Origin of the sequence: Sphingobium sp. LMC3-1-1.1, from assembly GCF_040676285.1 — a bacterium.
GTDB lineage: Bacteria > Pseudomonadota > Alphaproteobacteria > Sphingomonadales > Sphingomonadaceae > Sphingobium.
This window is the reverse complement of sequence record NZ_JBEGHQ010000078.1, coordinates 109,547-123,559: the sequence shown is the minus strand read 5'-3', so window position 1 is coordinate 123,559 and position 14,013 is coordinate 109,547. Positions and strand designations below refer to the sequence as shown.

The window sequence follows — 14,013 nt, the reverse complement described above, 5'->3', positions numbered from 1 at the left end:
CAGAAGGAAAGATCAGGCCTTGGTCTTTTCTTCCGTGGCGGTGGGCGCGTCCTGTTCGGGCACGCGATGACCCTCGATGCGCGTGGCGGGCTTGGTCGGGACATCGTCCTCCTCCATGCCCTTCTTGAAGCTCTTGATGCCCTTGGCAACGTCGCCCATCAAGCCGGAGATCCGGCCACCGCCGAACAGCAGCATGACCACCAGGAGAACGATGACCCAGTGCATCAGCGAAAAGGAACCCATTTGAACACACTCCTGAAACTGCGTCTCATCTAGAGTGATTTCGACTGAAATGGAACCATTTCACAGCCTGGAAATCACGGCAAACAAAACCCGCAGATCATGTTTTGGCCCTAATGGACCAAGCATGATCTAGGCGTCTTCCTCATCATTTTCCACAACGGATTGGGCGCCCAGACCCTCAAGCGCCAAATCGACCGGATCCAGGAGGCCGGCGGCCCGCAGATCGTCGATCCCGGGCAGGTCCCGGCGGCTGCCAAGGCCGAAATGCGACAGAAATTCCACCGTCGTGACGTAGATCAGGGGCCGTCCCGGCACCTCCCGGCGCCCGGCGGGCCTGATCCACCCTGCCTCCATCAGCACGTCCAGAGTGCCTTTCGCCACCTGAACGCCGCGAATGCCCTCTATCTCGGCGCGACTGACGGGTTCATGATAGGCGATGATCGCCAGCGTTTCCATGGCGGCACGCGACAGCTTGCGCGTCTCGTCCTTTTCCCGACGAAGAATATGGGAAAGGTCGGCCGCCGTCTGGAAATGCCAGCGTCCGCCCCGTTCGACCAGATTGACGCCGCGCCCGGCATAATGCGCGCTCAAGCTTGCAAGCGCGGCAGGCAGATCGCCCGACTCTCCCACATGCAGCCTGATCTCAGCCGGGGTCAGCGGCTGTTCCGACACGAACAGCACGGCCTCCACCGCGCGAAGGAAATCATCCTCTTCCTCGATCACAACAGGCGCCCCGCAGTCGATTCCGGCACGGCGGCGCGCAGGAAAATGGGTTCGAAAATGCCTTCCTGCTGGATTTCGAGCCGCCCCTGCCGCGCCAGTTCCAGCGCGGCGACGAAACTGCTGGCCAGCGCCGATCGTGCCATTGGCCCATCCTGCCCGCCTGGCAGGAAGGCTTCAAGCGCGGTCCAGTCGATCGCCGCCCCCACCAAGGTGCCGACACGCTGTATCGCCTCGTCCAGGGTCATGACCGGCCGGACCGCGACCATATGCACAACTGGCTGCGTCCGCGCACGGACCTGGCCGTAGGACTGGATCAGGTCGAACAGGCTGGCCGCCCATTTCGCCTTGCGGACGAGGCGCAAACCCTCCGGCTTTTCCCGAACAAACACGTCGCGGCCGACGCGGTCGCGCGCCATCAGCCGGGCACCCGCCTCCCGCATTGCGTGAAGCCGCTGGAGCCGCAATTGCAGCCGCAGCGCCAATTCCTCGGGGCCGGGTTCGGGCTGCGCCTCCCTGGGCAGCAGCAGCGAGGATTTGAGATAGGCCAGCCAAGCCGCCATCACCAGATAGTCGGCCGCCAGTTCCAGCTTCAGCTTCCGCGCGCCCTCGATATGGGCAAGATATTGTTCGACCAGCGCAAGGATGGAGATCTCGCGCAGATCGACCTTCTGCGTCCGCGCCAGAGCCAGCAACAGGTCCAGCGGCCCTTCCCAGCTTTCAAAGCTGACGGTCAGCGTGTCCGGCCTGGGCGCTGCGGCGGGGGTGAAGAAATCCTCCATCGTCAAAGCGGCACGTTCCGCCCGTCAGCGCACCGTTTCACGCCGGCACCATGGCCAGCAGCGCGTCGCGGGTGGCGAGCAGTTCGTCCAGCGGCGGACCGTCGGGCGCGGCGCGCCTCGACGCCATCGCCCGGTCCAGCCTTGCCCTGGCCTCCACGCCGATCTCCGGCAGCAGGCCCGCAATGCCCACCATGTCGTCCATCCGCCCCCAGCAGTTGAGGGCAAGATCGCAACCCGCCGCAACCGTTGCCGCCGCCAGTTCGGGGATGCTGCCCTTCAGCGCCTTCATGTCGAGATCGTCGGACATCAACAGCCCGTCGAAACCGATCCGCCCACGGATGATCGTGTCGATCACGGAAGGCGAAAGGCTGGCCGGCAGGTCCGGGTCCCAGGCGGTGTAGACGACATGCGCCGTCATTCCGATGGGCGCGTCCTTCAACGCCTGAAAGGGCGCCAGGTCGATCGCCAGCGCATCCTCGTCGGCCGTGACGATGGGCAGTTCATGATGGCTGTCGACCATCGCGCGGCCATGGCCCGGCATGTGCTTGATGATGCCGACCACGCCCTCCTCGGCGAGCCCTTCGATCACGGCCCTTCCCAAGGCCGCGACCCGCATCGGCTCTGCGCCCAGGGTACGGTCGCCCATGATGTCGCTCGCCCCATCCTGCCGCACGTCGAGCAACGGCAGCGCATCGACCGTGATCCCGACCTCCGTCAGGGTCGCGGCAATGGCCCGTGCATTGGCCCGGGCCGCGGCAATGGCGCTGGACGGCGCTATCTCATAGAGCCTGTCGAACAGCGCGCCGGGAGGGAAGCTGGGCCAGACCGGCGCCTGCATCCGCGCCACCCGGCCGCCTTCCTGATCGATCATGACGAGCAGATCGTCACGACCATGCAGCGCGCGCAGGTCGTCGGTCAGGGCGCGAAGCTGCGCGCGATCCACGATATTGCGCCGGAAGAGAATGTAACCCGCCGGATCGGCCTCCGCGAAGAAGGCGCGTTCGTCGGATGTCAGGGTCTCACCGCAAAGGCCAAAGATAACGGGTTTCATGCGAAGCGATGGTAGCGGGTGAAAGAAGCCCTGTCGAAGGGGTTATTCCGGCCTTGCGGCGTGATTTCCCAATATTGGTTGCGGGATAGGAAGCTCAGTGGCTTCAGGGCCGAACGAAACGGTCGCGATGGGGCCCTTCAAACCAGATCGCCCTTCGCCCCTAATTGACCACCATACAGCTTTCGCCCGCGACCTTGAGCTTGCCGCAAAGCGTACTGGCCTGCCCGCCTGCCGCGGCGCGCAGGCGATAGACTGTGCTGCCGCCCACTTCCGCCTGCTCGATCGACATCGGCAACGGCTCCAGATAGGTAAAACGCTTGGACAAACGCTTCCAAGCATCCTTGGCAAACGCCTGGTTCCCATAGGCGCCAAGCTGGATCATGCCGCCGCCTGCGGGCCGCGCCGCCGCTGTCGCCGGCCTGGCGCTGGTCTCATCCGTCACCCGCGCCGTGACGCTTTGCGCCGGCTTGCCCTTCACGGCGGGGCGCGCATTGTCCGCCGATCCGGTCGGCACGATCGGCGCCTCCGGCACGCGGGTGGGGTCGATTCGCCCGTCGCGCGCCACGCCCTCGCTCGCGGCATAGCTGGCATCGCCCTCGCCATCGAATTTCTTGGCGTCGGCTTCCTTGGCGGGAATCTTGTAGTCCCCGGCGGGCGCGGCAATCAGCTTGCCTTCGCCCCTGGCGCCGCCGGTCCGGTTCTGGATCAGCCAGACCCCCGCGACGACAGCGCCGATCAGCACCAGGCCAAAGAGAATGAAGCCCAGCAGCCGCAACGGCGAGAGCCCCTGCTCCTCCTCATCCTCGATGGCGGGCTCCAGCCAGGGCAGACGCTCTTCATCGTCCAGGTCCAGCCTTCCCCGCGCATAGTCGCCCATCTCGATCAAACTCCGCCGGTCATTGCATCTCGGTCAGGGCCGCAACGCCCATCAGCGCCAACCCGTTACGGATGATCTGCCCGATTCCCCGGCTCAAGAAAAGCCGCGCGGAAGTAGTGGCCGGATCATCCGTCAGGATGACCCGCGCCTGCGGATTGTCGTTGCCGAGATTCCACCAGCTATGGAAGGCAGATGCCAAGTCATTGAGATAAAAGGCAATACGATGCGGCTCACGGGCCAAAGCTGCCCCTTCCACCACGCGCGGGAACTGCGCGGCGAGCTTCACCAGCCCCAATTCCTCCGTCCCAAGGCGGGACAGGTCGGGCGCAGGCAGGGCGATCCCCGCCTCTTCCGCCCGTCGTCCCAGCGAACTGATGCGTGCGTGGGCATATTGCACGTAGAAGACGGGATTGTCCTTCGACGCCTCCACCACCTTGGCAAAGTCGAAGTCCATCTGGGCATCGGCCTTGCGGGTCAGCATGGTGAAGCGGACCACATCCTTGCCGACTTCGCGGACCACATCGGCGAGCGTCACGAAATTGCCGGCCCGCTTGGACATCTTCACCGGCTCGCCGTCGCGCAGCAGGCGCACCATCTGGATCAGCTTGACGTCGAAGCGCGCCTTGCCCTCGGTCAGCGCGGCGACCGCCGCCTGGATGCGCTTCACCGTGCCGCCATGGTCCGCGCCCCAGATGTCGATCAACTGGTCAGCCGTCTGCGCCTTCTGGTAATGATAGGCCATGTCGGCGCCGAAATAGGTCCAGCTACCGTTGGACTTCCTGATCGGGCGATCCTGGTCGTCACCGAATTTCGTCGAGCGGAACAGCGGCAGCTCGACCGGCTCCCAATCCTCGGGCGTCTCGCCCTTGGGCGCTTCCAGCACGCCGTCATAGACCAGGTCATGCGCGCGCAGCCATTTTTCGGCCGCTTCGGGCTTGCCCGCCGCCTGCAACTCGGCCTCGGAAGAGAAGATGTCGTGGTGAATGCCCAGCAGCGCCAGGTCGCTGCGGATCATCTCCATCATGGCCGCGACGGCCTGGGTGCGGAACAGCACCAGCCATTCGCTCTCCGGCGCGCCCACATATCTGTCGCCATATTGGGCGGCCAGCGCCTGGCCCACCGGCACCAGATAATCGCCGGGATAAAGGCCTTCGGGAATTTCTCCCACCGCTTCGCCCAATGCCTCGCGGTAGCGCACATGCGCCGACCGGGCGAGCACGTCGACCTGCCCCCCGGCATCGTTGATATAATATTCGCGGATCACCTTGTGCCCGACATGTTCCAGCAACGTGGCGAGCGCGTCGCCCACCACCGCCCCCCGGCAATGGCCCATATGCATGGGGCCGGTCGGATTGGCGGACACATATTCGACGTTGACGGTCACGCCCTCCCCGGTCGAGGAACGGCCATAATCCTCCGCCTCGGCATGGATGGCGGCCAGCTCCGCGCGCCAGGTGGCGTCGGTCAGCTTCAGGTTGATGAAGCCCGGTCCGGCGATGGACGCGCCCTCGACCTCGTCCAGCTTTTCCAGCCCCGCGACGATCTTCTCCGCCAGGCTGCGCGGATTGCTGCCGGCTGGCTTGGCGAGCACCATGGCGGCGTTGGTGGCAAGGTCGCCATGACCCGGATCACGCGGCGGTTCGACCGTCACCGGCTTGCGGTTGAGACCGGTGGGCAGCGTGCCGTCAGCCTCCAGCGCGTCGAGCACGGCGTCGAGATGGGCGGTGAAACGGTTGTAAAGAGACACTGGGGCGAACTTTCTACCAGGACCCGTTCACCCTGAGCCTGTCGAAGGGTCGCCCTCTTTCAGAAGAAACAAGGGCTTCGACAAGCTCGGCCCGAACGGGGAAATGAACTGAGCTTAGCGGGTCGCGTTGTAACGGAGCTGATCCTGGGTCAGGTTGAAACCCACGAGCAGCTCGAAACTGGTTCGCTGCAGGGCCGCCTTGACCTCCGGCTGCGCGAAGGGGTCGATCGCGGCATCGGCATCGCCGGCCTTGCGCTTTTCCGTGATCTTGCGCTGGACGTCGGCAGGCAATGTCGCGGCAGCCTTGTTCACATAGGAACCCGCCTTGGCGGTCGCGGTGGCGCGATATTGCCCGGCCGGGAAGTCGAGCACCACCTGGCCCACGCGCTTGGCGACGACCGCGTTGCCGCCCCGCACAACGGCGGAATAATAGGGAAGCGTCACCTGCCGCGCCGCGCTCGCGTCACTGCGGCGGGCGTTCACGGTGAAGGTCGCCTCGGTATAAAGCTGGTCCCCGTCCGAACAGGTCGAGCGCAGATTGGTGATTTCCGCCACCACGTCGATCGCGCGCGCATCCGTGCTGCCCGCCGGGTTGAACAGGGTGACGTCGCCGGTTTGTGCCGGGATCGCCGCCACGGGACAGGCCGAGCGCACGGCCACGATGCCGCCCGTGGGATCGATTTCGCCCCGCTGGGAACAGCCCGCAAGGGCCATGGCGATCATTCCGGTCAGCGCAAATCGAGAAAAGGTCACAGGCAATCCCTTGGGAACAGGCGTTGGGCTTCTTATCCATAGCCCGTCCCCCACGCAACTCAAACTGCACAGCGCCGCAAGTAAGCGGCTTTCCACCAAAGCCGCATTGGTCTAAGCGGCGGGCATGACCGCCCTTCCGCCCATGAAGCTGCTGATCGCCGCCCCGCGGGGCTTTTGCGCCGGTGTCGACCGCGCCATCGTCATCGTCGAAAGGGCGATCGAAAAATATGGCGCACCTGTCTACGTCCGCCATGAGATCGTCCATAACAAATATGTGGTCGACGGGCTGAAGGCGAAAGGCGCGATCTTCGTCGAGGAACTGGATCAGGTTCCCGACGGCGTACCCGTCGTGTTTTCCGCCCATGGCGTGCCCAAGACGGTCCCGGCCAGGGCCGAGGAACGCGGGCTCGACTATCTCGACGCCACCTGCCCGCTCGTCAGCAAGGTCCATCGCCAGGCCGAACGGCAGGTGGAGGTGGGGCGCCATATCCTCTTCATCGGGCACCGGGGCCATCCGGAAGTGATCGGCACCTTCGGCCAGGTCGAGCCGGGCCATATGACCCTCATCGAAACGGTGGAGGATGCCGAAGCCTTCATCCCTGCCGATCCGGACAATCTCGCCTTCCTGACGCAGACGACCCTGTCGGTGGACGACACCGCAGCGATCGTCGCCACGCTCCAGCGCCGCTTCCCGGCGATCCATGCGCCCAAGGGCGAGGATATCTGCTACGCCACCTCCAACCGGCAGGCCGCGGTGAAGGCGATCGCCGCCCGTTGCGACGCCGTGTACGTGATCGGCGCGCCCAACAGTTCCAACTCCCTGCGACTGGTGGAGGTGGCAGAGCGCGAAGGGACGCCGGCCCGACTGATCCAGCGCGCCGACGAGATCGACTTCGCCTGGCTGGATGGCGTCGGCACGCTGGGCCTTACCGCCGGCGCCTCCGCACCCGAGGTTCTGGTGCGCGAAGTGGTCGACCGGATCAGCGAACGATTCTCCGTGCTGGAGGAACAGGTCGAAACCGCGCGGGAAAGCGTTGCCTTCAAACTCCCCCGCGGACTGGAGGCCGCGTAGATCCATGGCCGTCTATACCCAGGTTCCCGCCGAACAGATCGACGCTTTCCTCACCCGCTACGACGCCGGACACCTCGTCTCCGCCAAGGGTATCGCGGAAGGGGTGGAAAACAGCAATTATCTGCTCGAAACCACCGGCCCGGACGGGCAGGGCCACCGCTATATCCTCACCCTTTATGAAAAGCGGGTGGATGAGGCGGACCTGCCCTTCTTCATGGACCTGCTCGACCATCTGGGCGCACGCGGCTGCCTGGTGCCCCGTTTCATCGCGGATCGGCAGGGGAAGCGGCTGCAACAGCTCGCCGGACGCCCGGCCTGCCTGATCGAATTCCTGACCGGCATCTCCGTGACGGAGCCGACCGTGGGCCAGGCCCGGGCGGCAGGCGCTGCGCTGGGCGAGATGCACCGCGCGGCGGAGGGATTCGCCGGCACCCGCCGCAATGCCCTCGACCTCCCCGGCTGGCATGAGCTGGCCGCCAGATGCGGCGCGGACTTCGACCAGATCGCGCCTGGGCTAGGCGCGCGCGTGGCGGAGGAACTCGCTTTTCTCGACGCCCATTGGCCGGCAGACCTGCCCCGCTCCGTCATCCATGCCGATCTCTTTCCCGACAATGTGCTGATGTTGGGCGACCAGGTGACGGGCCTCATCGACTTCTATTTCAGCTGCACGGACGTCCGCGCCTATGATCTGGCCGTCACGCACAGCGCCTGGGTGTTCAGCAATGACGGCGCGACATGGTTCGGGGATCGGGCAGCGGCGCTCGGTGCCGGCTATCGCGAAACGCACGGCCTGACCGAAGCCGAACGCGACGCTTTCCCTGTCCTCTGTCGCGGTGCGGCGCTCCGCTTCCTGCTGACGCGCGCCTATGACTGGATCAATACGCCCGCCGATGCGCTGGTGACGCGCAAGGATCCGCTCGCCTATCTGCGTCGCCTTGAATTCTACGCCAATGCCGACCCGGCCATGTTGCTCGGCGCATGAGCGCCCTTCCGCAGGTCGAGATCTTCACTGACGGCGCGTGCAAGGGCAATCCCGGCCCCGGCGGCTGGGGCGCGGTGCTGCGCTTTGGCGAGACGGAGAAGGAAATTTCCGGCGGTGAAACGCTGACCACCAACAACCGCATGGAGATGATGGCGGCCATGCAGGCCCTGGAAACGCTGAAGCGCCCGTGCCAGGTGACCCTTTATACCGACAGCAAATATGTGATGGACGGCATCACCAAATGGGTCTTCGGCTGGCAGAAGAACGGCTGGAAGACGGCAGACAGGAAGCCGGTCAAGAATGCGGAACTCTGGCAGGAACTGGTCAAGGCCGCTGCCCGCCACAAGGTGACCTGGCAATGGGTGAAGGGCCATGCCGGCCACCCGGAAAATGAACGGGCCGACCAGCTCGCCTGCGCCGCGGCGGAACAGTATCGTCAATAGAGCGATTTCCAAGCGATCGGAGCCGATCGCTGGTTAAAAAATCGCGGAAAACAAGGAATCCAGAGCGACGATCTGACGGGCGCGATCCGGTCAGGATTGAAGGCCGTCATCCTTGTCCAGGGGATTGCGGCCGAAGACATTGCCCGCCGGATAATAGCGGCAGACCAGATAATCGTAGCTTTGCCCCTCCGCCAGGGCGCAGCCGACCTTGCGCGTGCCGCGCCAGATGATCTGGGTATAATGGCCGACATCCTCCCATCGGCCGGTGACGCTGACATCGGGCAGCTTGCCGCTCCGCCGGAACCAGCGCTTCTCATCAAGGAAGGAGCCGACCATCAGCTGATAATCATAAAGGCCGCGCGACCCCATCCAGAGATTTTCGCCGCTCGGAACGGTACGGCTGGAACGGGCGGAATGGCGGAAAATATTGGTCTGCGCCATTTGCCGCGCATAGCGGGCCGCATCAGCGGCCAGGGCGCTGTCCCAGGCCAATGGCGCAAGCCCCAGCGATTCCCGCTCCTCATTTTGCATGCCCAGCACGACGTCCTGCATCAGGTGGTCGTCCCGGTCCGCTTCCTCCAGCCCGTAATAGGAGGCTGGCCTTGCCGGCGGCAATTGCCGCATCCCCGATGACGGCTCCGCATCGCCCTGCGCCGCCGCTGTCGCCAGCAGGCCCAGCAGTGCTAGAGCGGGTTTCGATCTGATTGAATCAGATCGCCGCTCTGAATTCCTTGTTTTCCGCGATTTCTTGACCAGCGATCGGTTCCGATCGCTTGGAAATCGCTCTGGCCGCGCGGGCCAAAGCCGCCTAAGAACGCCTCCGATCATGTCCCCCGCCCTTCTCAGTCCCGACAATGCGGCCGATGAGCCCATAGCCTTATATGTGCATTGGCCATTTTGCGTTTCCAAATGTCCTTATTGCGATTTTAACAGCCATGTCCGAGCCAGCATCGACAGCGATGCCTGGCGTGCGGCGTTGCTGAGCGATCTGGCCCATGAAGCCGCGCTGAACGGCGGCCGCCGGCTTTCTTCCATCTTCTTCGGCGGCGGCACGCCATCGCTGATGCCGCCCGACATTGTCGGCGCGCTGATCGACGCTGCGACCCGCCATTGGCGGCCGACAAGCGACATCGAAATCACGCTGGAGGCCAATCCCAGTTCGGTCGAGGCCGCCCGATTCGCTGACCTGGCGGCGGCTGGCGTAAACCGCGTATCGCTGGGCCTTCAGTCGCTGGAGAATGAGGCGCTGCATTTCCTCGGCCGCGCGCATGACGTGCGGGAGGGGCTGGCGGCATTGGAGGTGGCCCAGTCGACCTTCGGCCGGGTGAATTTCGACCTGATCTATGCCCGTCCCGATCAGAGTCTGGCGGATTGGGAGAGCGAACTGGCGCGCGGACTGTCCTTCGGCACCGACCACCTCTCGCTCTATCAACTCACCATCGAACCGGGCACCCGCTTCGCGACGCTGGTGGCGCAGGGCAAGCTGAACCCGGCCGATCCGGACCATGCCGCCGATCTTTACGAACAGACGCAGGCCATGACGGCCGCCGCCGGCATAACGGCTTACGAAATCAGCAACCACGCCCGGCCCGGACAGGAAAGCCGGCATAACCTGACCTATTGGCGCTATGGCGACTATGTCGGCGTCGGGCCCGGCGCGCATGGCCGGCGCGACGGACTGGCGACGCTGCGCCACAGGAAGCCGGAAAACTGGATGAGCGCCGTAACGCGCAATGGCCACGGTCTGCAAGGCGAGGAACCGCTTGATGACCGCGACCGGGCCAGGGAAGCGCTGCTGATGGGACTGCGCCTTGCCGAAGGCGTGGATCTGGATCGTATCGCGCGCCTGTCGGGATTGCCCGTCGACATGCTGGTCGACAGGCACGCAATCGCGCGGATTGCGGGGCATGGCATGATCCGCCAGGACGGGCAGCGGCTTCGCATCGACCCGGCCGGAATGCTGCTGCTCGACGCCATCCTGCCGGAGATTGTGGCGGTCTGAACAACGGATATGGGGCACGCTGCGTCAAATCCGATGCAGGTCGCGCATTCCGCTTCCTGGTTTCGCACCTGCCCCAATCAGGCCCCGCTTCAGTCAGGCCCCGCTTCAGTCAGGCCCCGCTTCAGTCAGGCCTGACTCACTCCTCCCCGTCCATTTGCGCAATCTCCTTGTCCAGATCGCGCAAGACTTCGGCGCGGATCTTGTCGGACATCCGGGCCGCCGCCGCGATCTGGGCGCGGGCCGCGATCAATCCTGCGCGGGCAGCGCGGTTGGCCTGCCCCTCTATCTGGTCCTGACAAATCCGGATACGGATGTGGCGGCGGCCATCGGCGTCCACCGTCTCCTGCCGACTGACGCTCTTGCCGTTCTCGCAACCATTGGCGATGTCGACATTCGGTATCTTGCGGCGGATTTCCGCTTCGCTCGGCATGGCATGGGACATGACGCGTTCGCCCTCATCGCCCAGGGCGGTGGGAGGCGACGGCGGAACGGGCGGGACCGGCGGCGCCACATCGGCCACGGGCGCAGCCGGAGCGGGAGGAGCGGGAGGAACCGAGGGCAGCGATGCCGTCTCCCCGGATTGCCCGGCAGGGGATTGTAACGGGGCTGCGGCGGCGATTTTCGGCGTCTGGGATGGGGCGATCTCGCTGGCCGAAGCAGGCTGGGCAACCAGATCGGCCAGCCTGCCGAAATTCATCGACTCCACCTTGTCGGTGATCGCGGCGACCTGTCGCGCCGCCCGGGTGCCGGACGCAGTCAGGGCCAGGCCCGACGCGGTCACCAGGGCGACCGCCGCCATGCCCCAACTGATGCGGCACAGCGACATTTCATGGGCAGACAGCATTTTCAGCCTCCCTTTCAGCGCGGTTATGCGATTGAGATGGCAGGCGCCGGCGAACCGGCGACCCCCGGCAGCCTTCAGGATGGCGCGCCCATAGGCATGCGCCTGATCCCGGCCATGGAGCGAGAGCACCCGCGCATCGCAAGCCTGCTCCTGATCCGCGCGATAGGCATGATAGGCGGCCCAGGCGATCGGATTGCACCAGTGCAGGCCCAGCAGCAGCAATGCGACCATGTTGGCGGCCAGATCCCCGCCCTGATGATGGGCGCGCTCATGGGCGATCGCCATCGCCTGCTCCTGCGGGTCGAACCGCAGGGCGAAATCGGCGGGCAGCGCGATGACAGGACGAATAAGCCCGAAGGCCAGCGGTCCGCCCGCCTTCGGGCTGGTGACGATGCGGATGCGGCCCTCCTCGCCGATCAGCGTCGCTCCGTTGAGGATGAAATGGCGGAAGCGGATATAGCCGATCGCCTGCACGGTCAGGAACAGGATGACACCCAGCAGCCAGAGCGAAGCAGCGATCTCCAGCCAGGGAGTGCCCGATCCGGACTGAAGGGGCAGCGTCACCGGCGCCGCATCCAGCAGGGTCGGCAAGCCCGCCTGATCGGCCGCGCGCTGCAACGGCGAAGGGTTGGCGACTCCCTGCGGCAAGGCGGGCAAGGTCATGCGGGCAAGCGGCAGCAACCAAAGCCAATAGGCCGCCTTTGCACCCAGCCAGCGCGCAACCGGTCGCCGCAGCAGCATGACCAGCGCCATCAACAGGGCCGTGGCGATCAGCGTTTCTGCGATCCAGACGCTCATGATTTCAACCCTTTCAGGATTTCCTCAAGCTCGGCGATATCCTCCGCCGTCAACTGGTCCTGGCTCGCAAGCTGCGCCACCAGAGGCGACACGCGCCCGCCGAACAGCCGGTTCACGAACCGCCCCGACTCGCCTGCAACATACTCCTCCCGCGCGACGAGCGGGCGATATAAAAAGCGGCGGCCATCCTGATCGGCGGCAATGATATCCTTGGACATCAGCCGGGACAGCAGGGTCTTGACGGTCTGGACGCTCCAGTCGCGCCCGGCGGCGACCCGCTCGGCCACGTCGGCGGCGGTCTGGGGCGCGCGTGCCCACAGCGCCTCCATCACCACCAGTTCGGCCTCGCTGATCTTCTCGCTCACAGGGTTCATCCGCACCAAATTCGACTACAGATGTAATCGCATTGATTACATCTGTAGTCAAGCCATGCGCCGGACTGTCGCCATATTTTACATTCTATGGATCAGCTTCATGGACATTAACCCTCAGACAGCGCGCTAAGGGCCGATTTCCGCTGGCTGGCACAGGCTTTGCGTTTCCAGCCTCATACCCGATCGTTCGACTACCCGGGAGGATGCGGCACCAGTCTCCGCCGCATCCTCCCACCCGGTTTTCCCAGCCCAACGCCGAACGTCAACCCGCGTCACAAGCATGAAAAAAGCGGCCCGGATGACCGGACCGCCCATTCAGCATGCTAATAAAAGGCGTTCAGTTGGCCGCTGCGACGCCCTGGTCGGTCATCAGCTGCTGCAATTCGCCCGCCTCGTACATCTCCATCATGATGTCGCTGCCGCCGACAAATTCGCCCTTCACATAAAGTTGGGGAATGGTCGGCCAATCGGAAAAGGCCTTGATGCCCTGACGGACCCCTTGGTCCTGCAAGACGTCGACGCTTTCATAAGCGACGCCCAGATGTTCAAGGATCGCGATGGCGCGGCTGGAAAAGCCGCATTGCGGGAACAGCGGGGTGCCCTTCATGAAAAGCACGACATCATTGCCGTTAACGATGTCGGCGATCCGCTGCTGCACGGCGTCGGTCATTATCTGATCCATTCCTGTCAGGCGCCAATCCGGCGCGCTCAATATGATGGCGGTTAATTGGGGACGGCAGTGGTCAGTTGCAAGGCGTGGAGCACACCGCCCATGCGGCCGCCCAGCGCGGCATAGACGGCCCGCTGCTGCGCGACGCGGCTCATGCCCCGAAAGCTCTCTGCCACGACCTTCGCCGCATAATGGTCCCCGTCGCCCGCAAGATCGGTGATCTCCACCTGCGCATCGGGGATGGCGGCGCGGATCATGTCGGCAATGTCATCGGCGGCCATCGGCATGGCGAAAGGTTCCTGACGCTTATTGGGCTTCGATGAACATGCGGCGGGCAATGACCTGCTGCTCGTCCAGCGCGGCGCGAACGCCCGCTTCGTCGATGTCGATGCCGGCCTGGGTCATGTCGCCCAGCAGCTTGCGGATCACATCCTCGTCGCCCGCCTCTTCGAAATCGGCCTGCACGACGGCCTTGGCATAGGCGTCCGTTTCTTCGGGCGTCAGGCCCATCTTCGCCGCCGCCCATTCGCCCAGCAGCCGGTTGCGCCGCGCCTGGATGCGGAACTGCATCTCCTGGTCATGCGCAAACATGTTTTCAAAGGCCTTTTCGCGGTCGTCGAAGGTGGTCATGCCTGTACCCTGTAAGAGGTGAAAT

Annotated in this window: 17 protein-coding genes; 4 read left to right on the top strand and 13 right to left on the bottom strand. The window is 64.7% G+C overall.

From position 1 onward, the window contains the following. Positions 1–12: 12 nt before the first annotated feature. The 7 genes from MRBLMC3_RS21790 to MRBLMC3_RS21760 all read right to left on the bottom strand — a co-directional run bounded on the left by MRBLMC3_RS21790 (position 13) and on the right by MRBLMC3_RS21760 (position 6,143). The gene (locus MRBLMC3_RS21790) at positions 13–243 is read right to left on the bottom strand and encodes a twin-arginine translocase TatA/TatE family subunit (protein WP_133653693.1); all 231 of its coding nucleotides are present in this window, start codon (positions 241–243) and stop codon (positions 13–15) included. A 129-nt stretch (positions 244–372) separates the two neighbouring features. After that, positions 373–966, bottom strand: a complete 594-nt coding sequence (gene scpB, locus MRBLMC3_RS21785) for an SMC-Scp complex subunit ScpB (protein WP_363832295.1) — start codon at positions 964–966, stop codon at positions 373–375. Beyond that, positions 963–1,745, bottom strand: coding sequence for a segregation and condensation protein A (locus MRBLMC3_RS21780; RefSeq protein WP_363832403.1), 783 nt, complete (start codon positions 1,743–1,745; stop codon positions 963–965). The genes scpB and MRBLMC3_RS21780 overlap by 4 nt, the downstream gene beginning before the upstream one ends. 37 nt (positions 1,746–1,782) lie before the next feature. Further along, the gene (nagZ, locus tag MRBLMC3_RS21775) at positions 1,783–2,796 is read right to left on the bottom strand and encodes a beta-N-acetylhexosaminidase (RefSeq protein ID WP_363832292.1); all 1,014 of its coding nucleotides are present in this window, start codon (positions 2,794–2,796) and stop codon (positions 1,783–1,785) included. A 160-nt stretch (positions 2,797–2,956) separates the two neighbouring features. Beyond that, positions 2,957–3,673 carry an SPOR domain-containing protein gene (locus MRBLMC3_RS21770; protein ID WP_363832290.1) on the bottom strand — a complete coding sequence of 239 codons (717 nt, stop codon included), beginning with the start codon at positions 3,671–3,673 and terminating at the stop codon, positions 2,957–2,959. 19 nt (positions 3,674–3,692) lie between these two features. Continuing rightward, positions 3,693–5,420 carry an arginine--tRNA ligase gene (gene argS / locus MRBLMC3_RS21765; RefSeq protein WP_363832287.1) on the bottom strand — a complete coding sequence of 576 codons (1,728 nt, stop codon included), beginning with the start codon at positions 5,418–5,420 and terminating at the stop codon, positions 3,693–3,695. A 114-nt stretch (positions 5,421–5,534) separates the two neighbouring features. Then, on the bottom strand, positions 5,535–6,143 hold the full coding sequence (locus MRBLMC3_RS21760) for a hypothetical protein (RefSeq protein WP_363739273.1): 609 nt from the start codon (positions 6,141–6,143) through the stop codon (positions 5,535–5,537). A 154-nt stretch (positions 6,144–6,297) separates the two neighbouring features. Here MRBLMC3_RS21760 and ispH point away from each other — a divergent pair, with 154 nt between their 5' ends. Genes ispH through rnhA form a run of 3 tightly spaced genes read left to right on the top strand, consistent with a single transcriptional unit; the run spans position 6,298 to position 8,670 of the window. Next, positions 6,298–7,245, top strand: a complete 948-nt coding sequence (gene ispH, locus MRBLMC3_RS21755) for a 4-hydroxy-3-methylbut-2-enyl diphosphate reductase (protein ID WP_363832284.1) — start codon at positions 6,298–6,300, stop codon at positions 7,243–7,245. A 4-nt stretch (positions 7,246–7,249) separates the two neighbouring features. Next, the gene (thrB, locus tag MRBLMC3_RS21750; protein WP_363832281.1) at positions 7,250–8,227 is read left to right on the top strand and encodes a homoserine kinase; all 978 of its coding nucleotides are present in this window, start codon (positions 7,250–7,252) and stop codon (positions 8,225–8,227) included. Further along, on the top strand, positions 8,224–8,670 hold the full coding sequence (gene rnhA, locus MRBLMC3_RS21745; protein ID WP_133653687.1) for a ribonuclease HI: 447 nt from the start codon (positions 8,224–8,226) through the stop codon (positions 8,668–8,670). Before thrB ends, rnhA begins: the two co-directional genes overlap by 4 nt. Positions 8,671–8,760: 90 nt before the next feature. Here rnhA and MRBLMC3_RS21740 read toward each other — a convergent pair whose 3' ends face one another. Then, positions 8,761–9,294, bottom strand: coding sequence for a CAP domain-containing protein (locus tag MRBLMC3_RS21740; RefSeq protein ID WP_363832279.1), 534 nt, complete (start codon positions 9,292–9,294; stop codon positions 8,761–8,763). 202 nt (positions 9,295–9,496) lie between these two features. Between MRBLMC3_RS21740 and hemW the strand changes: the two genes are divergently transcribed. Further along, complete coding sequence (hemW, locus tag MRBLMC3_RS21735; RefSeq protein ID WP_363832277.1) at positions 9,497–10,672, top strand: radical SAM family heme chaperone HemW; 1,176 nt, start codon at positions 9,497–9,499, stop codon at positions 10,670–10,672. 136 nt (positions 10,673–10,808) lie between these two features. Here the strand turns inward: hemW and MRBLMC3_RS21730 are convergent, their stop codons facing one another. The 5 genes from MRBLMC3_RS21730 to MRBLMC3_RS21710 all read right to left on the bottom strand — a co-directional run bounded on the left by MRBLMC3_RS21730 (position 10,809) and on the right by MRBLMC3_RS21710 (position 13,988). Further along, the gene (locus tag MRBLMC3_RS21730; protein WP_363832274.1) at positions 10,809–12,314 is read right to left on the bottom strand and encodes a M56 family metallopeptidase; all 1,506 of its coding nucleotides are present in this window, start codon (positions 12,312–12,314) and stop codon (positions 10,809–10,811) included. Continuing rightward, a complete protein-coding gene (locus MRBLMC3_RS21725) occupies positions 12,311–12,688 on the bottom strand; it encodes a BlaI/MecI/CopY family transcriptional regulator (RefSeq protein WP_208108090.1) in 378 nt (125 codons plus the stop codon). The genes MRBLMC3_RS21730 and MRBLMC3_RS21725 overlap by 4 nt, the downstream gene beginning before the upstream one ends. A 337-nt stretch (positions 12,689–13,025) precedes the next feature. Then, the gene (gene grxD, locus MRBLMC3_RS21720) at positions 13,026–13,358 is read right to left on the bottom strand and encodes a Grx4 family monothiol glutaredoxin (RefSeq protein ID WP_363832271.1); all 333 of its coding nucleotides are present in this window, start codon (positions 13,356–13,358) and stop codon (positions 13,026–13,028) included. Between the two features lie 53 nt (positions 13,359–13,411). Continuing rightward, on the bottom strand, positions 13,412–13,645 hold the full coding sequence (locus MRBLMC3_RS21715) for a BolA/IbaG family iron-sulfur metabolism protein (protein WP_056683730.1): 234 nt from the start codon (positions 13,643–13,645) through the stop codon (positions 13,412–13,414). A 19-nt stretch (positions 13,646–13,664) separates the two neighbouring features. Beyond that, complete coding sequence (locus MRBLMC3_RS21710; protein ID WP_025546988.1) at positions 13,665–13,988, bottom strand: DUF1476 domain-containing protein; 324 nt, start codon at positions 13,986–13,988, stop codon at positions 13,665–13,667. Between the last annotated feature and the right edge of the window lie 25 nt (positions 13,989–14,013).